Source organism: Bacteroidales bacterium, assembly GCA_023229505.1.
Lineage (GTDB): Bacteria > Bacteroidota > Bacteroidia > Bacteroidales > JAGOPY01 > JAGOPY01.
In genome coordinates this window covers 13,040-34,785 of record JALNZD010000031.1, presented here as the reverse complement: position 1 = coordinate 34,785, position 21,746 = coordinate 13,040, and the positions used below count along the sequence as shown (strand labels likewise).

General features: G+C 44.1%; 21 protein-coding genes and 1 tRNA gene. 8 read left to right on the top strand and 14 right to left on the bottom strand.

The genetic code is table 11. The features are described 5' to 3' along the window. Nucleotides 1–60 precede the first annotated feature (60 nt). The 5 genes from M0Q51_11535 to M0Q51_11515 all read right to left on the bottom strand — a co-directional run bounded on the left by M0Q51_11535 (nucleotide 61) and on the right by M0Q51_11515 (nucleotide 4,635). Nucleotides 61–2,136, bottom strand: coding sequence for a T9SS type A sorting domain-containing protein (locus M0Q51_11535; protein ID MCK9400608.1), 2,076 nt, complete (start codon nucleotides 2,134–2,136; stop codon nucleotides 61–63). A gap of 54 nt (nucleotides 2,137–2,190) precedes the next feature. Further along, nucleotides 2,191–3,378, bottom strand: a complete 1,188-nt coding sequence (gene porV, locus M0Q51_11530; protein MCK9400607.1) for a type IX secretion system outer membrane channel protein PorV — start codon at nucleotides 3,376–3,378, stop codon at nucleotides 2,191–2,193. A gap of 393 nt (nucleotides 3,379–3,771) precedes the next feature. Continuing rightward, the gene (locus M0Q51_11525; GenBank protein ID MCK9400606.1) at nucleotides 3,772–4,050 is read right to left on the bottom strand and encodes a DUF2442 domain-containing protein; all 279 of its coding nucleotides are present in this window, start codon (nucleotides 4,048–4,050) and stop codon (nucleotides 3,772–3,774) included. After that, nucleotides 4,047–4,352, bottom strand: a complete 306-nt coding sequence (locus tag M0Q51_11520) for a DUF4160 domain-containing protein (GenBank protein ID MCK9400605.1) — start codon at nucleotides 4,350–4,352, stop codon at nucleotides 4,047–4,049. The genes M0Q51_11525 and M0Q51_11520 overlap by 4 nt, the downstream gene beginning before the upstream one ends. 199 nt (nucleotides 4,353–4,551) lie before the next feature. Next, nucleotides 4,552–4,635: transfer RNA gene (locus M0Q51_11515), tRNA-Leu, on the bottom strand. A gap of 138 nt (nucleotides 4,636–4,773) precedes the next feature. Between M0Q51_11515 and M0Q51_11510 the strand changes: the two genes are divergently transcribed. The 3 genes from M0Q51_11510 to pth all read left to right on the top strand — a co-directional run bounded on the left by M0Q51_11510 (nucleotide 4,774) and on the right by pth (nucleotide 7,011). Then, nucleotides 4,774–5,733: a ribose-phosphate pyrophosphokinase gene (locus M0Q51_11510; protein MCK9400604.1), complete on the top strand. Its 960-nt coding sequence runs from the start codon at nucleotides 4,774–4,776 to the stop codon at nucleotides 5,731–5,733. Nucleotides 5,734–5,811: 78 nt separating this feature from the next. Beyond that, nucleotides 5,812–6,423, top strand: coding sequence for a 50S ribosomal protein L25 (locus tag M0Q51_11505; protein ID MCK9400603.1), 612 nt, complete (start codon nucleotides 5,812–5,814; stop codon nucleotides 6,421–6,423). A 21-nt stretch (nucleotides 6,424–6,444) separates the two neighbouring features. After that, nucleotides 6,445–7,011, top strand: coding sequence for an aminoacyl-tRNA hydrolase (gene pth / locus M0Q51_11500; GenBank protein MCK9400602.1), 567 nt, complete (start codon nucleotides 6,445–6,447; stop codon nucleotides 7,009–7,011). A gap of 53 nt (nucleotides 7,012–7,064) precedes the next feature. Here the strand turns inward: pth and M0Q51_11495 are convergent, their stop codons facing one another. The 5 genes from M0Q51_11495 to M0Q51_11475 form a co-directional block, all read right to left on the bottom strand. Then, a complete protein-coding gene (locus tag M0Q51_11495) occupies nucleotides 7,065–8,588 on the bottom strand; it encodes a glycine--tRNA ligase (protein ID MCK9400601.1) in 1,524 nt (507 codons plus the stop codon). A 124-nt stretch (nucleotides 8,589–8,712) separates the two neighbouring features. Then, entirely contained in the window at nucleotides 8,713–9,123 is a 411-nt protein-coding gene (gene mce / locus M0Q51_11490) for a methylmalonyl-CoA epimerase (protein MCK9400600.1), read from the bottom strand. Nucleotides 9,124–9,195: 72 nt separating this feature from the next. After that, entirely contained in the window at nucleotides 9,196–9,432 is a 237-nt protein-coding gene (gene atpC / locus M0Q51_11485) for an ATP synthase F1 subunit epsilon (GenBank protein ID MCK9400599.1), read from the bottom strand. Nucleotides 9,433–9,520: 88 nt separating this feature from the next. Further along, nucleotides 9,521–11,029, bottom strand: coding sequence for a F0F1 ATP synthase subunit beta (atpD, locus tag M0Q51_11480; protein MCK9400598.1), 1,509 nt, complete (start codon nucleotides 11,027–11,029; stop codon nucleotides 9,521–9,523). A gap of 55 nt (nucleotides 11,030–11,084) precedes the next feature. Then, a complete protein-coding gene (locus tag M0Q51_11475) occupies nucleotides 11,085–11,996 on the bottom strand; it encodes a proline dehydrogenase family protein (protein MCK9400597.1) in 912 nt (303 codons plus the stop codon). A gap of 180 nt (nucleotides 11,997–12,176) precedes the next feature. On the opposite strand from M0Q51_11475, the gene M0Q51_11470 reads away from it, so the two are divergent. Genes M0Q51_11470 through M0Q51_11455 form a run of 4 tightly spaced genes read left to right on the top strand, consistent with a single transcriptional unit; the run spans nucleotide 12,177 to nucleotide 14,913 of the window. Continuing rightward, on the top strand, nucleotides 12,177–12,701 hold the full coding sequence (locus tag M0Q51_11470) for a DUF177 domain-containing protein (protein MCK9400596.1): 525 nt from the start codon (nucleotides 12,177–12,179) through the stop codon (nucleotides 12,699–12,701). Between the two features lie 20 nt (nucleotides 12,702–12,721). Next, complete coding sequence (rpmF, locus tag M0Q51_11465) at nucleotides 12,722–12,910, top strand: 50S ribosomal protein L32 (protein ID MCK9400595.1); 189 nt, start codon at nucleotides 12,722–12,724, stop codon at nucleotides 12,908–12,910. Nucleotides 12,911–12,941: 31 nt separating this feature from the next. Beyond that, nucleotides 12,942–13,904, top strand: a complete 963-nt coding sequence (plsX, locus tag M0Q51_11460; GenBank protein MCK9400594.1) for a phosphate acyltransferase PlsX — start codon at nucleotides 12,942–12,944, stop codon at nucleotides 13,902–13,904. A 10-nt stretch (nucleotides 13,905–13,914) separates the two neighbouring features. Continuing rightward, nucleotides 13,915–14,913, top strand: a complete 999-nt coding sequence (locus M0Q51_11455) for a ketoacyl-ACP synthase III (protein ID MCK9400593.1) — start codon at nucleotides 13,915–13,917, stop codon at nucleotides 14,911–14,913. 224 nt (nucleotides 14,914–15,137) lie between these two features. Here M0Q51_11455 and M0Q51_11450 read toward each other — a convergent pair whose 3' ends face one another. Continuing rightward, the gene (locus M0Q51_11450) at nucleotides 15,138–16,412 is read right to left on the bottom strand and encodes a U32 family peptidase (GenBank protein MCK9400592.1); all 1,275 of its coding nucleotides are present in this window, start codon (nucleotides 16,410–16,412) and stop codon (nucleotides 15,138–15,140) included. Nucleotides 16,413–16,496: 84 nt separating this feature from the next. On the opposite strand from M0Q51_11450, the gene M0Q51_11445 reads away from it, so the two are divergent. Further along, nucleotides 16,497–17,954, top strand: coding sequence for an alkaline phosphatase (locus M0Q51_11445; protein ID MCK9400591.1), 1,458 nt, complete (start codon nucleotides 16,497–16,499; stop codon nucleotides 17,952–17,954). A 36-nt stretch (nucleotides 17,955–17,990) separates the two neighbouring features. Here M0Q51_11445 and aspS read toward each other — a convergent pair whose 3' ends face one another. From aspS to M0Q51_11430, 3 genes are all read right to left on the bottom strand, one after another. After that, nucleotides 17,991–19,760: an aspartate--tRNA ligase gene (gene aspS, locus M0Q51_11440; GenBank protein ID MCK9400590.1), complete on the bottom strand. Its 1,770-nt coding sequence runs from the start codon at nucleotides 19,758–19,760 to the stop codon at nucleotides 17,991–17,993. Nucleotides 19,761–19,942: 182 nt separating this feature from the next. After that, nucleotides 19,943–20,635, bottom strand: a complete 693-nt coding sequence (locus tag M0Q51_11435) for a hypothetical protein (protein ID MCK9400589.1) — start codon at nucleotides 20,633–20,635, stop codon at nucleotides 19,943–19,945. Beyond that, complete coding sequence (locus M0Q51_11430) at nucleotides 20,619–21,629, bottom strand: radical SAM protein (protein ID MCK9400588.1); 1,011 nt, start codon at nucleotides 21,627–21,629, stop codon at nucleotides 20,619–20,621. Before M0Q51_11430 ends, M0Q51_11435 begins: the two co-directional genes overlap by 17 nt. Between the last annotated feature and the right edge of the window lie 117 nt (nucleotides 21,630–21,746).

Here is a 21,746-nt window from a genome sequence, read left to right as displayed (position 1 = left end):
CTTGAGTGTTGCAGCGACGTAACGATATAGCAATGTAATCCGTTCGAAAAGGCCCATTTTTTATCTCACCTTGATAATCTTCCCTGTAGTTGCGTTATGACCGGTTGAAAAATGGTAAATGTATATGTCGGGAGGCAGTCTTTCCGCGTTCCATATAACCCGGTAATCGCCTTTATTCAGCGATTCATCCAGGATGGTGGCAACGACCTGTCCAAAATTGTTACATACTAACAGTTTCACATCTGCCGGTTCCTGTAGCCGAATATTGAAAGTTGTCTGGCCGGTAAAAGGATTTGGATAAACAGTACAATAGTCTGAAGTAAAATTCTCCTTCAATCCGACACCACATGCTAATTCCACCTCTTCCTGGCTGTTGCAACCGGTGTCGTTGTCAATGATTTCGATGAATCCTCCCGGGTCGGCAAGGTAATCACAAACGCTTTGGACGTTACAATTGCTCAGGATATTATTATGAGAGATATGAAGATAAGTGATAAGGTCAGCATCAACATTTGCAATGCCGTTGATCGAAAATAATGCCGGGTTATCTTTTACAGAAAGACTGCCATCAACATTGATCAAGCCCTGGAGGCCGTTCAGGTTCAACAATGAATAATTTTCTGAGATATAGACTGAACCGGCTGAAATCAGGTTGTTCATCCCATGCAGGTTTTTTAGTGATACATTATGCATTACCGATAATCCGGATCCAATATCGGATAATGCATCTAGTCCTGATAAGGTCAATAATCCAGGATTATACATGATGAGCATTTCATTACCTACTGAAATCAGGTTATTTAGTCCCTCAAGATTAGTCAATTCATTATTTCCGGAGCATTCTATCCATCCAATCCATAGATCTCCTTGAATAATCCTTACATTATTAAGGCCGTTTAAGCTGGATAAATTCTCATTTCCACAAATAAACAAAGTCCCATTTATTGTATCTACTCCCGATAAACTGTCCAGATGAGTTATATCCTCACCCTGAATCCCGACAAATCCTTCTAATTGATCACAATCAGAATAATATGACGGGAAACTGTCAATCTCTGCCTGGCTGTAGAAAAGATAGTTTCCGAAAGGCAAACAGGAAAGGGTGATCCCGCAGTTATCCGCGATTTCATGCGGATTGTCACACCCGATTGCATTTCTATAAATATTGATCTGACCATTTGGATCAGCTAAATAATCACAGATACTCTGGATGTTACAATCTGAAAGATTTTGATTGTTGTATATCCAAATGCTGCTGATTGATTCAGCGCTGATATTGTCCAGGCCCTCCAGGCTTGTCAGTGAATAGTTGTCTTTAATCCAAAGTTCACCTCCGATTGAAGTCAACCCTTCCAATCCTGTTAAATTGGGCAGCAATTCATTATATATCAGAGCCATATCACCACCGATGGAATCCATTCCTTCCAGTCCCGATAACGAGGTCAAAGATTCGTTGTATTCAATAGACAAATCACCTACAGAAGATAAATTCTCCAACCCGGTTAAAGAAGTCAATACTAAGTTTCCCCATATATCGACTCTTCCGGCTACAGTTGTCAAATTGTCTAATCCTACCAGATTTATCAGCCCTTCGTTAGAATAGAAAGCAAGACTTCCACCAATATATTTCAGATTGTTGAGACCGGTTAAATTCAATAATTGATCATTAATCTGAAGATTAAGGTTTCCATATAAAGAATCAATACCTTCAAGCCCCGTCAAACTGATTAAATTATCATTACTTATATAAATACCCTCTTCAACCTTAACCAATCCTGATAATCCCTGAATATTGACCAGGTTATCATTATTGTTTAACAATAAAGTACCACCAATGTAGGCTAAGTTTTCGAGTCCGTCCAGGTTATTCAAATTTGGATTGTTGCCTTTCCAGTTGGATCCTATTGTAAGGTTACCGAATATGGAATCCAGAACGCTGATTCCTTCCAGATCTGAAATATCATTTCCGGAAATCTTAACACCTCCTTCAATGGTTGTACATCCGGGAAAGTCAGACTGAAAATTGTCAATCTGGGCTTGTGTAGTAAAATTGATGCCATCAGGCAGGCAGGACTGCGAATATGCTTTCACCTGAATAATAATCAGGATAAAAACCACAAGAGATAATTGTTTCATGGCTGAAAGATTGGCAGGATAATATTGACCAAGCCAAGATACGAAAAAAAAGGATTATTTCTTCCGTCTTCCAATATCAAGCATGATGGATGATCGTAAATTGAATGCATTGAAAGCGTTCTCTTCGAATGGGATGAGGATGCCCGTATCAAACCCAAAATAGCCAAACCTGATGCCAATGCCTGTTGTAAAATACCTCCTCGTTCCCTTGGTCTTATCTTCATGATAAATACCGGCCCTGGCCGAAAAATTGCTCCTAAACCAATATTCTGCACCTATTCCAAATGACCATTCCTTCATTTCCTCCTCAAAGCCACCGGGAGCATCATACCATGACTGGAACATCCCCCGTAAAACTGATACATTCGGATCCATTCCTTTTGAAATGACCCGGTTATTCTCGTCATCATAAACCGGATAGCCAAGTGAATCGCGCAGATAGACCGGTGGAGTTGGAACAAGAAGTTTATTGAAATCAGCTAAGAAAGTCAATGAATTAGATGCATTGAACTTTGTTGTAAAACCAATTCCTGCTCTAAGATTGGTAGGAATGAAATCCTTATTGACAGCTGTTTCTGAATAGGAAATTTTCGAGCCTATGTTGCTGATATTGACTCCCCAGGCAATACTACCTTCATAACTTCCAAGAGAAATGCCTTTTTGATAATACATGGAAATATCCATGGCGACAGAGACACCTGCAGAAGTTTCAGCGCCCTGAACAAATTGTCCCCGGGTAAGATCCGAATAGATCAGTCTTCCGGCCAGCCCTAATGATAAAACTTCGCTGATCCTGTAAGAGAAAGAAATATCATTATAAAAGTCATAAGGCTTATAGGTTCCCAGATCATTCCCAAATTCATCTATAAAAGTAACTTCTCCGAATGAATAATATACCATTGATGTCGCAATTGCCATCCTGTCCTTAATCTTGAAAAAAAGATTGAATGCATGATAGCCAAATGAAAGATCCAAAGGGTCATAATCCTGAATCAATAACCAGTACCAGGGTGTATAGGAAACTGCAACTCCGAATCTTTTATCAGTGAATGCATATTTTGCGGGATTCCAATGCATGGAAAATGCATCAGGGTTTGATGCGGCTCCGAGAGTGCCTAACGCAGTACCCCTGGAATCAGGCGCAAAAAGAAGATATGGCACGGCAGTTAGAATGGCCCTGCTTTGCGCAAGTAATCCCTGGGAAAACAAGATCATCACGATAATAGTCAGTATTACTTTCATGACATTTCATGGTTTGGTTTACGGTTAACTTCTCTATCGTATCCTACCTCATTATAGTATTCTTCCTAAATCAGATATCTCTTCTCAAATTTATACATTATTCATTAAAGGTAATAAACAGAAGATCTAAATCAAGGAAAACGATATCCCGGGCAATTTGTTTATTCCGTCACCCCAGCCGTCACCTGGAAAAGATAAACCCCTTCAAGAGCAATTCCTGCAAAGCTTAAAATTTCCCCAACTCAAAACTCAACACTCAAAACTTAAAACTCAAAAACCAACACCCAAAGGGCCTTGGTTTTTGCTGGTACCCGGGGTCGGGATCGAACCGGCACGAGCTCTCGCTCACAGGTTTTTGAGACTAGCGCGTCTACCAGTTCCGCCTAATTTTTTTTATAATATTCCTTCGTATAAGTCTTCAATTGGGAAAATCAAATCATAATCATTCCAATTAAGATTTCCATCAACAATCTGATAGTCCTTAAACATTACTTCATCTAAATATTTTCGAATTGAAGGGTGTAAGGAAGATTCTAAGAATGGTCTAAAATCAACTAGTCTGCCAAATCCATCGCTAAAAAATACTCTTATTGCATAATCTCCAATATACCGGGCAGATATAATTTCGATGATATCAACATTGTAATCAATATATTCTTCTGTAATTTTCACTTGATTCGGGTATTAATTTTCTCGAATTCGACATCCTTATGATAAACAAAGTAGTCAATCCATTTTTGAACTATTCTATCTGCATATTTTTCTAAAAATTCTTTAAAATCATTGAGTTTACTGCCTGTCAATGGCCTCAAGCCTTTTAGGGACTTAATTTTAATCTCAACAATCTTGCCATCGACTATATAAAACTCCGCCTTACTTTCAAATCCATCATATTTGCCATGCACATGAATCGGCTCATGCTCATTGGAATAGAAAAATATCAGAATCCCTAAATATTCGAAAATCTTTGGCATCACCTCATTTTTTCACAAATTTAATCATTATTTAGAAATGAAGCAATATGTCATAAGTGTATAATATAGAAGCCTCTATTAGTATTTTATCGGTGAGAGGAGGGGATTTTCAATTATTTCAAGATTCCCCAACTCAAAACTCAACACTCAAAACTTAAAACTTAAAAACCAACGCCCAAAGGGCATTGGTTTTTACATGTACCCGGAGCCGGGATCGAACCGGCACGAGCTCTCGCTCACAGGTTTTTGAGACCAGCGCGTCTACCTGTTCCGCCACCCGGGCGAGATGGGTGTGAGTTTGGGTGTGCAAGTGAAGTGTGGGTGTGATATTAAATTGGGAGCGCAAAGATAATAGAAATTTGGACAATCTGCCAGATTATCTTACCTTTGCAGCCCCGGAAAACGGAAAATCCTTTTTATTATGCCTACAAAGAAAGATCTGGTAAGTATTTTCGGTTGCAGAGCTACTTTCGACCTGGCCGAAAAAATAGCTAAAAGCTATGGTTGTAAGTTGGGACAATCTACCGTTTTCCCATTTTCTGACGGCGAATTCCAACCTGCTTTTGAAGAAAATATCCGTGGGCGACATGTATTTATCGTACAATCTACTTCCCCCCCTGCCGATAACCTGCTGGAACTTATGATGATGATCGATGCAGCGCGCCGGGCCTCGGCCAAGAATATTGTGGCAGTGATCCCTTATTTCGGGCTCGCCAGGCAAGACCGCAAAGATCGTCCCAGGGTATCCATTGCCTCCAAACTGGTGGCTAACCTGTTAACGGCAGCCGGAGTGCAACGGGTTGTCACCCTCGACCTCCATGCTGACCAGATCCAGGGCTTTTTCGATGTTCCGGTGGATCACCTGTTCGCGTCCTCTATTTTCCGCAGCTATATTGAAACACTCAATCTCCCAAATCTTACGATGGCTTCGCCGGACACGGGAGGTACACGCCGTGCCGCATCTTATGCCAAAGCATTGCATACCGACTTTGTAATCTGTTACAAGCAACGGTCCAAACCTGGTGAGGTTTCTAAAATGGCGCTGGTGGGAGATGTCAAGGGGAGAGATATTATCCTGGTTGATGATATCATCGATACAGGAGGATCTATCACAAAGGCTGCCCAACTTATGATGGACAAAGGGGCCAATAGTGTGCGGGCTTTCTGCACCCACCCGGTGTTCTCCGGCCAGGCTTATGAAAAAATCGAAAATTCAGTTATTACTGAAGTCGTCGTTACCGATACTATCCCACTTAAGCAGAAAAGTGAGATGATCACTGTCCTCACCACGGCTGAACTATTTGCCGAAGTGATCAAACGGATTGAAAACTTTGAATCAATCAATTCGCTGTTCATTATGGATGATAGTGATAAGAAATAGTCGTTAGTCTTTAGTCATTGGTCATTGGTTATTAGTTTTTTATTGTATTATAATTTAAAATTTAAAATTTAAAATTTCATGAAAACAGTATCTATGAGCGGCTCTCTGCGTGAGAGCGTAGGGAAAAAAGATGCTAAACTCCAGCGTTCGGAGGGGCGTATCCCATGTGTGCTTTATGGTGGCAAGGAACAAATCAAATTTGTGGCAGATGAGAAATCATTCACGCAAATTGTTTTTACACCTGATTCTCATTTTATCAAGCTTACCATTGATGGTAAAAGCCATAACTGCGTGTTGAAAGATATCCAGTACCACCCGGTCAGCGATACCATCCTGCATGCTGATTTTATTGAATTCGAAATGGATAAACCTCTCACCATGAGTGTCCCTGTGAAGTTTACAGGAAACGCACCCGGTCTGATCAAAGGAGGCGAGCTGGTGAAAAAATTCAGGAAACTGAATGTCCGCGCTCTTCCTGCTGAAATGCCCGAAGCCGTAGTGATCGATATCAGTAACCTCGACATTGACCAGAAAATCATCATTGGTGAAGTACCCCAGGAAAAATTCAAGATCCTCGAAAAACCTGAAAGATACATTATAGCCATCCGGCCTACACGTGTCACCGTTACTGTCGAGCCTGGAGCTGAAGGCGCAGCAGCACCAGCACCAGCACCTGCGCCTGCAAAATAAGGCCCCTGACAGGTCTGAGTTATGAAATACCTGATAGCAGGACTGGGCAACATCGGTGATGAATATGCCAATACCAGGCACAACATCGGATTCACTGTTTTAGACACCCTTGCCCGGTTATCAGGTGTTTCTTTTCAAAGCGGACGATATGCCGATGTTGCCCGTATGAGGATAAAAAACAGGTCACTGGTCCTGATCAAGCCTTCCACTTATATGAATCTGAGCGGAAAAGCGGTCCGCTATTGGCTGGAAACTGAAAAAATCCCAATGGAAAACCTTCTGGTCGTGGTGGATGATATCGCTCTTCCTCCAGGACAGTTGCGTTTGAAACTAAAAGGAGGTGATGGCGGCCATAACGGGCTTATCAGCATCATTGAAATTCTGGAAACACAAGATTTTTCCAGGCTCCGTTTCGGGATCGGCAACGATTTCGCAAAAGGCTATCAAACTGATTATGTACTTGGAAAGTGGACTGCAAAGGAGGAAGAGATACTTGTCCCCCGGTTACCTGAAGCAGTGGAAATGATCCGGTCTTTTGTCACTGTGGGGCCGGGGTTGACAATGACGAACTTCAATCAAAAGAATTAAAATTTACACTTTACAATTTACAATCTAAGATCTTAATTTGTAAATTGTAAATCCTAGATTTTCTTGATTCTTCCCCTGATTATTGATGCAACCCGGTCAAATGGAATCCTATCCTGCATCATGCTGTCGCGTTCCCGAATCGTCACGGTATTATCCTGCAAGGTCTGGTGATCGACGGTAATGCAGTAAGGGGTGCCGATGGCATCCTGCCGGCGGTAACGTCGGCCGATAGAGTCTTTCTCATCGTACTGGCACATGTAATCATACTTCAAACCGTCGAAAATCTCCAGGGCTTTCTCCGGTAATCCGTCTTTTTTAATCAATGGCAAAACAGCTGCTTTGACAGGTGCAAGAAATGGCGGGAATTTCAGCACTACGCGTTCCGTGCCGTCTTCCAGTTTTTCTTCGTTAAATGAGTAACTCAATACAGCAAGGAAAGTACGGTCAAGGCCGATGGATGTTTCGATGACATAAGGAACGTAGCTCTGGTTCAGATCCGTGTCAAAATATTGCAGCTTTTTGCCGGAATATTGCTGGTGCGATGACAGGTCGAAATCGGTGCGGGAATGGATGCCTTCCAACTCCTTAAAACCGATGGGGAAGTCAAATTCAATGTCGAAAGCGGCATTGGCGTAATGTGCGAGCTTGTCGTGCTCATGGAAACGGTATTTCTCAGCGGGGATTCCCATTCCCAGGTGCCAGTTCATCCGCTGTTCCTTCCAGTAGTTGAACCATTTCATCTCTTCACCGGGCTGGACAAAGAACTGCATTTCCATCTGCTCGAACTCCCGCATCCGGAAAATGAACTGCCGGGCGACGATCTCGTTGCGAAAAGCCTTGCCGGTCTGAGCAATGCCAAAAGGAACCTTCATCCTGCCCGTTTTCATCACGTTCAGGAAGTTGACAAATATTCCTTGTGCCGTTTCAGGGCGAAGGTAGATCACATTGGTATCTTCGGCCAACGAACCCATTTGCGTGGCAAACATCAGGTTGAACTGACGCACATCGGTCCAGTTGCGGGTCCCTGAAACCGGGTCGGCTATTTCCAGGTCGATGATGAGCTGACGAAAAGCGGCGAGGTCATTGGACTCCATTGCTGAATAGAGCCTTTTCGCTGCTTCATCTATCTTCTGCTTATACTCCTGGATACGAGGATTTGTTTCCAGGTATAAGGCTTCATCAAAGCTTGCACCGAATCTCTTCCTGGCTTTCTCCACCTCCTGGTCGATCTTTGTCTGCTGCTTTGCCATGTAATCCTCTACCAGCGTATCGGCGCGGTAGCGTTTCTTGGAGTCTTTATTGTCAATCAGCGGGTCACTGAATGCATCCAAGTGGCCTGAAGCTTTCCAGACGGTGGGGTGCATAAAAATGGCAGAATCGAGCCCTACGATGTTTTCATGATATTGCACCATCGACTTCCACCAATATTCCCGGATATTGTTCTTCAATTCGACACCATACTGGCCGTAATCATAAACGGCGCTTAATCCGTCATAAATCTCGCTGGAAGGAAATACAAACCCGTATTCTTTAGCGTGAGAGATTATTTTTTTGAATAGGTCTTCGTTGTTGGGCATCACTATTTAGTTCAAAGTTCAAAGTTCAAAGGGCAAAAGGCAAAGGGCAAAGATTTACCTGCAAAACTATGAAAATAATGGTTTGAGAAGACGAGAACCCTCAGCAAGCTCCCTTAAGGAGTTGTTAATGGTTTTTATTTTCGCAAAATTCAGTAAGTACGCCTGCAGTTGATTTCGGGTGCAAAAAGGCGATATGCAATCCTTCCGCACCTTTCCTGGGTTGCTGGTCGATCAGCCGGACGCCTTTGGTTTCCATTTCCTTAAGACAATTCTCCAGGTTTTCAACGGCATAAGCCATGTGATGGACCCCCTCCCCCCGGTTGGCAATGAATTTGCCAATTGGTCCTTCCGGGTCTGTTGATTCCAGCAATTCGATCTTGGTTTGACCAACCATGAAGAAAGCGGTCTTGACTTTTTGATCTTTAACTTCTTCGATGGCGTAACATTTCAGTCCGAGCACCTGTTCATAGAAAGGAATAGCTTCATCCAGACTTTTAACGGCAATTCCAATGTGCTCAATATGAGATATTTTCATTACAATGAGTTTATTGTTAATTCATTCACAAAGGTAGAAAAAAATCTTAGACGAGTTGAGATGACATCTCAGTTATTCAGCCAGCAACAGAACCTTATTGTGAAGCACTTCCACCACCCCACCTTTGATATCGAAATACTGAAGTTGTTTCTGGGCATCCTGTATCTTGACTTTGCCGCTGGCAAGAACTGAAATCAGCGGAGCATGATCATTCAGGATCTCAAATGATCCGTCGATGCCGGGAAGTTGCACCAGGCTGACTTCGCCGGAATAGAGCGTTTGTTCAGGTGTGATGATTTCGAGTTTCATATTTTTAATTAAGAATACAGAAGTCAGAATACAGAATACAGAAGACTAAAAGCAAACTGCCGACTGTCAACTTTCAACTGCCTACTTTTTATTGGTTTTCTGCCAAAATCCTCTTTCCTTTCTCAATCGCTTCCTCAATGGTTCCAACCAGGTTAAAGGCTGCTTCGGGATATTCATCAACCTCGCCATCCATGATCATTTTGAACCCTTTGATAGTATCTTCAATTGGTACAATGGTTCCGGGGATGCCGGTAAACTGCTCAGCCACATGGAAAGGCTGCGACAGGAAACGCTGCACACGGCGAGCGCGGTTTACAACCATTTTATCTTCGTCGGAAAGTTCATCCATCCCGAGGATGGCAATGATATCCTGGAGTTCCTTATAACGTTGCAGGATCTGCTTTACGCGCTGAGCGGTTCGGTAATGCTCCTCGCCGACAATTTCAGCGCTAAGAATGCGGGAAGTTGAATCCAGCGGATCAACTGCCGGGTAAATCCCGATTTCAAAAATCTTTCTGTTCAATACCGTTGTGGCGTCAAGGTGGGCAAAAGTAGTGGCCGGAGCAGGGTCGGTAAGGTCATCGGCAGGAACATAAACTGCCTGCACGGACGTGATGGATCCCCGCTTGGTTGAAGTGATGCGTTCCTGCATGATACCCATTTCCGTGGCCAATGTTGGCTGGTAACCAACGGCTGAAGGCATACGTCCCAGCAAGGCTGATACTTCAGAACCAGCCTGGGTGAAACGGAAAATATTATCGATAAAGAAAAGGATATCCCTTCCGCCGGATTTTTCATCCCCGTCGCGGAAATATTCTGCAAGGGTCAAGCCCGACAAAGCCACGCGGGCACGAGCGCCGGGAGGTTCATTCATCTGGCCGAACACCAGCGTGATATTGGAATCTTTAAGTTTATTGCGGTCAACTTTAGAAAGGTCCCAGCCCCCGTTCTCCATATCTTTCAAAAATTCTTCACCATACTGGATAACACCGGACTCGATCATTTCCCGCAGCAGGTCATTGCCTTCACGGGTTCTTTCACCGACGCCACCGAACACCGACATACCGGAATAAACTTTCGCGATATTGTTGATCAGCTCCATGATGATGACCGTCTTTCCTACACCGGCACCACCAAATAAACCGATTTTACCGCCTTTGGCATAAGGTTCGATCAGGTCGATAACTTTAATACCGGTATAGAGCACTTCCTGGCGGGTAGTCAGGTTTTCGAATGTTGGCGGATCCCGGTGGATCGGGTATAATCTTTCTCTTGAAACTTCACCCAACCCGTCGATAGGCTGACCGATCACATTGAACAACCGCCCCCGGATCTCTTCTGTAGCCGGCATGGAAATTGGTTTTCCTGTAGAAATTACATCCATTCCCCTGCGCATCCCGTCAGTAGAGTCCATAGCAACTGTGCGGATCGTATTTTCGCCGATGTCCTGCTGACACTCAAGGACGATAACTTCTCCCTTGTCGTTGGTCACCTCGAGGGAATCGTAAATATTCGGCAGGTCAGCTTCATTTTCAAAAGAAACGTCAACTACCGGCCCGATGATCTGGGCAATTTTTCCGATCGTTTTTTTCTCCATGAGTATTTTTCAAAATTTGGCGCAAAGATAGGATAACTTGGTTAATTTTCAATAATCATCCTCTGAAAAACAACGCCTTGATGATCAGCATGGCCATTTTAGGATTTTCTTTTAGCCGGCGGGTGGAATAAGCAAACCATTGTTCGCCGAAAGGAACGTAAACACGCATGTTATGGCCTCTGTCAAGGATGGATTTCCTGAGCTCCGGCGTCACGCCGTAAAGCATCTGGAACTCATACATGTTCTTTTGGACTTTATATTTTTCGATTAGCTTATAAGCGCCTTCAACGAGTGGCTTGTCATGGGTGGCTATGCCGGGATAAATCCCATGTTTGAAGATGAATTCAAGATCTTCAAGGAAATGCCTGTTGATCTCTTCGTACTTATTGTAAGCGATTTCAGGTGATTCCACATAAATGCCCTTGCAAATCCTGTAATTGACCGGGTTTTCCTTAGAATTAATGTCGAGTAAATCCTCAATGTCCTTCAGGGTCCTTTTCAAGTAAGCCTGGAATACCAGACCGACACTTTCAGGAAATTCTGCTTTCAGTTTCCTGAAGAGTTCAATTTCAAGATCCACACACTGGGAATCTTCCATATCTATCTTGATGAAGTTTTGATAGGAGGCTGCTCTCTGAACGATTTCCTGAATGTTTTTATAGCAGACATCCTTATCGATCAACAGGCCGAACATGGTGGGCTTCAGGGAAAAATTACCATCGATCTTTTCTTTGACGAAAGTATCGATGATATTGAGGTATTCTATCTTATTCTTTTCAGCTTCACTAAGTTTGGTGATGAATTCCCCGAGCAGGTCTACTGTCACCCTGATCCCCTGGCCGTTTAATTCTTTTGATACCCGGATGGCATCTCCAATCTTTTTTCCGGCAATATATCTTTTAGAAAATATCCAGACGAAGTTTTTAGGCATATGCGGCAGCATGGACGCGATCATCTTGTTGATCATCTTTATTAATTTTAGTTAATTTAGTTTGATGATAAATCTCTAATCTTAAAATCGATCTGCAAAATTAACCTTTTGTTAATTATTTCACATAATGGGACGAAATTTTGATATTCAAATTATTCTTTTGTATTTCAAAATAATATCTTTAAATTTGCACCCCAATTTTCAAGAGGGATTTCGGTGAATTACCTTAAACATTTCATTATCCCTTTCAGTGGGTTAAAGTTAGGAAATCACACTTTTAACTTTGAGATTGAAGACAAGTTCTTTGAGCATTTTGAATACTCGGAGATCAAAAAGGGAAGACTTCATGTGGATTGCCTGCTTGATAAGCAGGTGCGGATGATGGTCCTTTACTTCGCCATTGCCGGTACGGTCAGGATTCCCTGCGACAAGTGTGCTGAAGAATTTGATCAGCCTATAAACGGTAAGCAAAAACTGATCGTGAAGTTTGGTGTTGATCACCATGAGGAATCGGAAGATATTCTGGTCATAACAGAAAAAGAGCATGAACTTGATGTCAGCCAATTTCTTTATGAATACATTCATCTTATGCTTCCTTTTAAGAAGGTTCACGGCACTGATGAGAACGGTATCAGCCTTTGCAATTCTGAAGTGACCCGGTATATCATTGAAAAAGAAGAATATCCGATCGATCCCCGATGGGAAGCACTTCAGAAATTGAAAGATCATTATAATGAATAGGAAAATTAATACTTACAAATATGCCACATCCTAAAAGAAAACATTCTAAAACCAGAAGGGATAAGAGAAGGACGCATGACAAGATTGAAAAGCCAACACTGGCCACTTGTCCTGTAACAGGAGCAATACATGTTTACCACCGTGCTTATTATGTTGACGGAGACCTTTATTATAAGGGTAAGCTGGTGATAAGTAAAGCCGGGGAGTAATCCACAATAACTTACACAAGCTCTCGTACTGATGAGAATAGGACTTGACGTCATGGGGGGGGATTTTGCCCCAAAAGCCACCATTGAAGGTGCGTGCTTAGCCCTAAATGAAATTTCTCCCAACGACCAGATCGTATTAATCGGGTCGGAAAAAGTTATTTTGGAAGAACTCAAGCTGGCCGGCATTGGCCCAGACGCCTTCAGCATCATAGATGCCCCCGAAGTGATTGGAATGGGAGAACACCCTACCCGTGCTATTGTCCAAAAACCTAAGTCCAGCATTTCCATTGGTTTTCAAATGCTCAAGAACGGGGACCTGGATGCGTTTTCCAGTGCAGGCAATAGCGGAGCCATGGTAGTCGGTTCGATGTATAGTGTAAATACTATCCAGGGTATCATCCGTCCGTGTACTTATGCTATTGTCCCAAAAGAAAACGGCAGTATATCCATTTTGCTGGATGTGGGCACTATCACTGACACTAAGCCCGATGTAATGTATCAATTCGGCATATTGGGTTCACTCTATGCAGAGAATATTTACAAGGTCGAAAATCCACGGGTTGCCCTGCTCAATCTCGGAACTGAGGCAGAAAAAGGTAACCTGCTTTGCCAATCATCCTTTGCCCTGATGAAAGACTCAAAAGATTTCAATTTCATCGGGAACATTGAAGGGCGTGATATCTTAAAAGACAAAGCCGATGTGATCGTTTGTGACGGCTTTACCGGCAATGTGGTCCTCAAACTGATGGAATCCGTTTACAGGATGCTGGTCAAGAGAGGATTACGTGATGAATACATTGACCGGATGAATTACGAAAATTACGGCGGTACACCGTTGCTCGGCATTAATTCCACCGTCATTGTTGGTCATGGCATCTCCAACAACATCGCCATAAAAAATATGATCCTTCTTTCCAAAGAAGTACACGATGTGAAGCTTAATTCTAAAATCCAAAAAGCTTTGCAGAAGTTTTCACTCAACAACAAAGACTAACCTTGTCGACATGCAAAAATTGAGAGCAGCCATAACCGGTATTCACGGTTGGGTGCCTGATTATATCCTGACCAATAATGAACTGGGAAAAATGGTTGATACCAACGATGAGTGGATAATGATCCGCACTGGTGTTAAAGAAAGAAGAATCATGCGGGAACCGGGAAAAGGGACATCTGACATTGGTGCTCCTGCTGTTACGGGCTTGCTCGAAAAAACAGGCACACGCCCGGAAGAGATAGACCTGCTGATCTGCGCCACGGTAACACCTGATTATGCTTTTCCAGCCACTGCTAATATAATCAGTGATAAGTGCGGCTTGAAGAATGCCTGGAGTTTTGATATCAACGCCGCCTGTTCAGGCTTTGTATTTGCCCTTCATACCGCCGCCCAGTTCATTGAAGCTGGAACCCATAAAAAAATCATTGTTGTCGGGGCAGAAAAAATGTCGATGATGACTGATTACACTGACCGGACAACCTGCGTGCTTTTTGGTGACGGAGCCGGGGCGGTTTTACTTGAACCGACCATGGAAGACTACGGTATTATGGATGCCATCATGAAAACTGACGGTATAGGCAGATCTTTCCTGCATCAAAAAGGCGGCGGAGCTGTGAAGCCCGCGTCACAGGAAACAATTGATCTTCGGGAACATTATGTATACCAGGAAGGGCAGTCTGTTTTTAAATTTGCGGTTGTTGGAATGGCTGATGTTTCCGTAGAGATCATGGAAAGAAATAATCTCAAATCGGAAGACATTGCCTGGCTTGTCCCTCATCAGGCCAACCTGCGGATCATTGATGCTACAGCCAGAAGAATGGGCCTCCCTAAAGAAAAAGTGATGATCAATATTGAAAAATACGGTAACACTACATCAGCTACTATCCCGCTTTGTTTATGGGAATGGGAAAACCAGCTCAAAAAAGGCGACAACCTGATCATCTCTGCTTTTGGAGGCGGTTTTACCTGGGGAGCCATCTGGATCAGATGGGGCTACGACCCAAAATAATTACCCCGCATTCATGGCGGATATCACATATTCTTCAGGATCTCCCGAGCCGTCACAAAAATTGGAGTGGGTATGCAGGTTAAACAAAGACCACATAAAAATTACAATAAAAAGTATTACAAAATTGTAATAAGTGGATTAATGCATGTTAGAATATCTAATTCTCTCCTTAAGGTTTGGCAAAACTGGTCACTGCCCCGGCTATTTCCCGGGGCAGTTTCTTTTTAATCAGCCTGTGCCCGTACTTCTTTTGAATCGATCCATTTATAAAGTTTATCCGACGGCCTGAGAAATGTCCCTACCGGGAGGGTGCACAGATCCCCTTTGACGGTTTTATCGACCATTTTCTCATGCAGCCATATCTCCCTGACTTTATCTTCGCAAACACCAGTGGTAGGCCCGATTATAAGTATCTCATCCCCGACCCTGAGAGGCTGCGCTTCTACCTTAACCTCCGCGATCCCGGGTTTGGAATAATAATTCATGATCTTTCCCACATAAACTTTTTTTCTGGTCGCCTGGGAACCATATTGCCCGGCCCATTCCCCCATCTTTCTACCCAGGTAATAACCATCCCAGAAACCACGGTTGTAAACCTTCTCCAAATCCAGGTTCCATTGCCTGATTTTATCTGCATTATAAGTACCTTTAAAATAAGCATCTACTGCCTCTCTATAACAACGGGTGACCGTTTTAACATATTCCGGTGAACGGCCGCGGCCTTCAATCTTCAGGACTTTAACGCCAGCACCGAGTATCTTATCAATAAAATCAATAGTTTTCAAGTCCTTAGGCGACATGATGTATTGATTGTCGATCTCCAACTCAATTTCCCCATCCCGGTCAAAAACCTTGTAAGGCCTGCGACAGACCTGCAGGCATGCGCCCCGGTTGGCCGATGAATTCAGGTTATCGAGGCTCAGGTAGCATTTCCCTGATACTGCCATACATAAGGCCCCATGAGCAAAAATTTCAATTTTCACCAACTGCCCGTCAGGCCCTTTGATCTGCTCCTTTTCAACTGTTGCCGTTATAGCTTTGACCTGATCCAGGTTCAGCTCACGAGCTGTGACCATAACATCAGCATATTTTGCATAGTAGCGGACTGCTTCGATGTTGGTGATATTGGTTTGGGTAGACATATGGACCTCCATTCCAACCTTTGCGGCATATTGGATAGCAGCCTGGTCGGAAGCGATAATAGCAGTGATCCCGGTATTTTTTGCCTCCCCGATAATTGCCCGCATGATGTCCAGTTCTTCGTCGAATATCACGGAATTAAGGGTGATATAAGAGCGGATATGGTTTTCACGGCATATTTCTGATATGGATTTAAGGTCTTCAGAAGTAAAATTCAGGGTAGATTTGGAACGCATGTTCAGCTGCCCGATGCCGAAATAAACAGAATCCGCTCTTCCCTGAATGGCAGCCGCCAGGGATTCATAAGAACCCACCGGTGCCATGATCTCAATATCCCTTGAATTCAGCTTTTGATCCATGGCGGCAAAGTTACACCGATTTTTTGATGGGTTGGAAACCCTTTTTCTTAGTATTTTTGCGGTTCATCGACTGAAATTTAATTTATGAAAAGAAGAATTTTCCTTATCCGTCTCCTCATCGTCTTCCTCACGGTTTTTGCCCTGAATTCAAGGGTTTTTGCCATATTACCTTCCGGCGATGATCCTCAAAAAGTAAAATATGTGTTTTTATTTATTGGTGATGGAATGGGACTGGCCCAGGTAAATTTAACAGAAGCTTATCTGGCAGCTCTTGAAGACAAGATTGGTTTCGAGCACCTGAATTTCACGAAATTTCCACAGGTTGGATTAGTAAGCACGTATGCCAATAACCAGATGATTACCTGTTCAGCGGCCGCAGGAACGGCGCTGGCCACAGGCCATAAAACCAATATTGGCCGCATATCCATGGATCCTTCGGGGTCTTTGCCTTATGAATCCATTGCCACCAAAGCCAAAAGAGACGGTTATAAAGTGGGCGTTGTGACCAGTACATCGATTGATCATGCCACCCCTTCAGTTTTCTACGCCCATCAGCCTGACCGTGATATGTACTTCGAAATCGGGGTAGAGCTGACCCAGAGCAATTTTGATTTTTTTGCCGGCGGTGGTTTCCTGAACCCGGAAGGCACCTGGCAGGGGAAAGAGGTCAAGCTGGTCCAGCTTGCCAGGGAAAATGGCTTTAATGTTGTCAATACGCGTGAAGGATTTGAAAAGCTGGCGCCGGGAGGTGGCAAGACTTTGGTTTTGTCACCCAGGCCGGCCAGTGAAGGATCGTTACCCTTTTCACTGGATATGGAGCCTGGTGATTTTACCTTAGCTGATTACACCTCGAAAGCTATCAGCATGCTGGATAATGAAAAAGGGTTTTTCATGATGGTTGAAGGCGGAAAGATCGACTGGGCGGGCCATAAGAATGATGGTGCTGCCGTCATCCAGGAAGTAATAGCTTTTGATAAGGCCATCGGGAATGCAGTAGCTTTTTATGAGAAACACCCTGATGAAACCTTGATCATCGTGACCGCAGATCACGAAACCGGCGGCCTGGCATTAGGCAACGTGGAAACAGGCTATGAGTCTCATTTCGGATTGCTGAAATACCAGAAATCATCGGTGGAGGAATTGAACAAGATCGTCGCCCAGTTCAGGGTGAACAAATCCGGGGATTCCGAGGCAGATTTCAACAAAATGCTGAAGGTCCTGGAAAGTGATATGGGTTTGAACAGTCGCCAGCGTAATACACTCCTCACTGAAAATGAAATTTCACAACTTAAAAAGTCCTTTGTTGAAAGTGTTTATCATACAGTTGCGGAAAAAGGCATTTATGGTGAAGCTGAGCCATTTATGGATATTGCAGTCGGGATCCTTGATAAAAAAGCAGGTATCGCATGGTCTTCTAATGCCCATACTTGTGTGAATGTGCCGGTTTATACGATCGGTACCGGAGCTGAAAGGTTTTCGGGATATATTGATAATACTGATATCCCGAGATTGATCAGGGAGCTAATGGGAATTTGGGATTAACCGATGCATGAAACACGATCCATGATTAATGAAGAACTATTGACCGCCGACCGCCGACCGCCGACCACTGACTTCAATACCAAGCTCCTTAAGCTGTTCGGCTGAAATTTCCGCAGGTGAATCAATCATCATATCCTGGCCTGCATTGTTCTTCGGAAAAGCAATGACGTCCCGGATGGAATCCACGCCGCTGAACATGGCCACCCAACGGTCAAAACCGAAAGCAATACCTCCATGCGGCGGGGCTCCGTATTCGAAGGCATTCATCAGGAAACCAAACTGGTTCTGGGCATCCTCATCAGTGAAACCGAGGATCTGGAACATTTTCTTCTGAAGCTCCTTGTTATGGATACGGATAGATCCTCCGCCGATCTCCACGCCATTGATGACCAGATCGTAAGCATTGGCCCGTACTTTGCCGGAGTCGGTATCCAGCAAGGGAATGTCTTCCGGTTTCGGGGAAGTGAAGGGATGGTGCATGGCGTAAAAGCGCAGGCTTTCCTCATTCCATTCGAGCAATGGGAAATCGACCACCCAGAGCGGTTTATAAGTATTCGGATCACGCAGGCCAAGGCGGCTTCCCATCTCCAGCCGAAGTTCATTAAGAGCCTTGCGGGTTTTGTGAGCTTCGCCAGCCAGGATCAGGATCAAATCATTTGGCTTTGCATCAAAGGCTTTGGCGATTTTTTGCAGTTCTTCCGGGGAATAGAACTTATCTACCGAAGATTTATAAGTCCCATCTTGTTTGTATTGAAGATAGATCATCCCTTTAGCCCCTGTCTGCGGACGTTTCACGAAGTCTGTAAGCTCGTCGAGCTGCTTGCGGGAGTATTCCGCACAACCTGCAGCACAAATCCCCACCACCAATTCGGCATCATCAAATACCAGAAAGCCTTTTTCCTTAACCAGGTCACTCAGTTCGACAAATTTCATCTCAAAGCGGATATCGGGTTTATCCGAGCCATAGTATTTCATGGCATCGGCAAACGTTATCCTGGGGAAAGGTCCTGTTTCAAAGCCCTTAATCTTCATGAACAGATGTTTGGCCAGGCCTTCGAAAGTCGATAAAATATCTTCCTGGGTAACAAAAGCCATTTCACAGTCGATCTGGGTAAATTCCGGCTGGCGGTCGGCGCGAAGGTCCTCATCGCGGAAGCACCGGACGATCTGGTAGTAGCGGTCGTATCCTGCCACCATCAGGATCTGTTTGAAGGTCTGGGGCGATTGCGGCAATGCATAAAACTCGCCATTGTGCACCCTTGAAGGTACCACAAAATCCCTTGCCCCTTCCGGGGTGGATTTGATCAGGAAAGGCGTTTCAATTTCCAGGAATCCCTGCGAATCCATATAGTTACGGGTCTCGATAGCCATCCGGTGGCGCAGCTCCAAATTACGGCGCAGCGGTGCACGTCGCAGGTCGAGGTAACGGTAACGCATCCGCAGCTCTTCGCCACCGTCGGTCTCATTCTCAATGGTAAACGGCGGCACTTTGGAAGTATTCAGCACTTCCAGCTTTTCGACAAAAATCTCGATCTCGCCCGTAGGGATCTTCAGGTTTTTGCTGCTTCTTTCGATGACTTTTCCGGAGGCGAGAATCACAAATTCCCGTCCTAATTTCCGGGCCATAAGGCAGAGCTCTGAATTGGATTCCATGTTAAAAGCCAGTTGCGTCAGGCCATAGCGGTCGCGCAGGTCTATGAAAGTCATACCGCCGAGGTCGCGGGAGCGTTGCACCCAGCCGGTCAGGGTCACGGTTTTGCCGGCATCAGAGAGGCGGAGTTCGCCACAGGTATGCGTTCTGAGCATAATTCAGGTTGTTAATGAATTGAAGATGCGAAGATAGGGAAAAGTTGGCAGTTGGCAGTTGACAGTTGGACAGTAGATTCGCCTGTAGGGTTCACCGGCCGGTGAACCCTACAACTACCTAAAAACTACCAATGACCATTGACTAATGACAACCTAATGACCACTTTATGACCACTTTATGACTACTTTATGACAAAAAATATACTCCCGCAATCTTCCAAAGGACCATCATATAATTCAACGATCTCGTAACCCAAATTCCCAAGATAATTCCGTACTTTCTCCCTTTCCTGGAAATGATTCAGACTCCCGTTCACAAAAACCTTATCCTCCCAAACTCCGCAACATCCGCCGAAAAATCCATTAGGAAAGCCTTCGAGGTGAATGCCTTCGGGGGAAACATATAGCACATCCATGTTATTTCGCGATAAAACCTTGTATATCCCTTCATCAGACGTAATGAAATGATCGTCTTTCAAAGGCAGCAAATTACAGCGGCAGTAGCCCTGGTCGACATGGATAGGACGCAAATCTTCCAGTGTTCTTGTGATCATGAAATCGGTATGACGGAAGTTATGGATAAGATGATTTGGGGTGACTACGGCATTATAACGGGATGTGGCCGGATATTCTTTTCCGACAGGGAATTCACCGGTAATCACATCAGGAAAATAGCTTTTAAGTTTTGTAAGATATTCTTCCGGGAGATTGGGGGCAACGATTAACTTTCCGGCAGATTGGCAGATAAAAATATCCGGGTGATCCGAAATGGCCGGGTAGGTGATGCCTTCGGTCTTCAATTCAAGCAATTCCCCGTAAAACGAAAGCTTTTCCTTCGCCACAGACGATATCTTATGATCAATAATAATCAACATGAAACTTGTTTTCTTTAAGTAGTGGATTTTTTTGGAAGATGACTTCCGGGAAATGATTCATCAGGCGTTTCCTGTTTTTCCCGTAATACCCGATGGCAAAATTATATTGTGAAGGATGAACAGAAATGCTGATTTTGTTTTTCTTTTCTTCGTGAAGAAGGACATTCAGCCGGTCCCACCAAACTTCGGTCATCGCCAATTCGCGGAAGGAGGTGTGAAATGGGCCTGCCACCAGTTCTTTACCGGACAGCAGTCCGGTTGAAGAATGAAGCCCCACCCGGCTAACCTCTACGCCGGCTTCTTCAAAAAGAGGCAGGATCGTTTTCACCCAAAAGATGGCCTCTTCCATGGGAAGTGGCTTGTAACTCCCCTGGTTGTACCATTCTTCCATCTTCGTCCCTTTTATCACCAAAGCGGGATAGATCCTGGTTTCTTTTGCCCCGAGACTGATGATCTTTCGCGCTGTATAAATGGCTTTCTCCAGCGTATCTCCCGGCAGGCCAACCATCATCTGTAATCCAAGCCTGAAACCCGCTGAAATGATCCTCCGGGAGGCCTTTTCAACATCCTCTGCCGTATGCCCCCGGGCTGATTGTATCAATACATCATTATCCATCGATTGCGCACCAAGTTCGATCGTCGTTACGTCATACTTTTTCAGAAGCCCAAGGACTTTTTCATCGATATAATCAGGGCGTGTGGAAAGGCGCAAACCGCCGACAATCCTTTGTTCCAGGTAAGGCTGTGCCACCTGCAGATATTTTTCCTGGTCTTCAATGGGTATTCCGGTGAAATTTCCCCCGAAGAAACCAATTTCAATATGCTTGTTTCCTTTTGGAAAGGTCGAAAGATGCTCATCTATGATTGACCGCACTTCATTCACATCCGGAATATGTCCCCTGCTGGTGATCTTTTCCTGGTTGCAGAACACACACTGGAACGGGCAGGCAAGCTGCGGGATAAAGATCGGGATGGTGTAGTGCCGGATTTTCAAATTTCAGATTTAAATCGTGCTTCTTGTTTTTCCATATGTTATTGAGACGGCATCTTAAAATTCCGTTCAATTCATATAGAATCATTATATGACAAAGGTTTCAGGGCAAAATTAGCT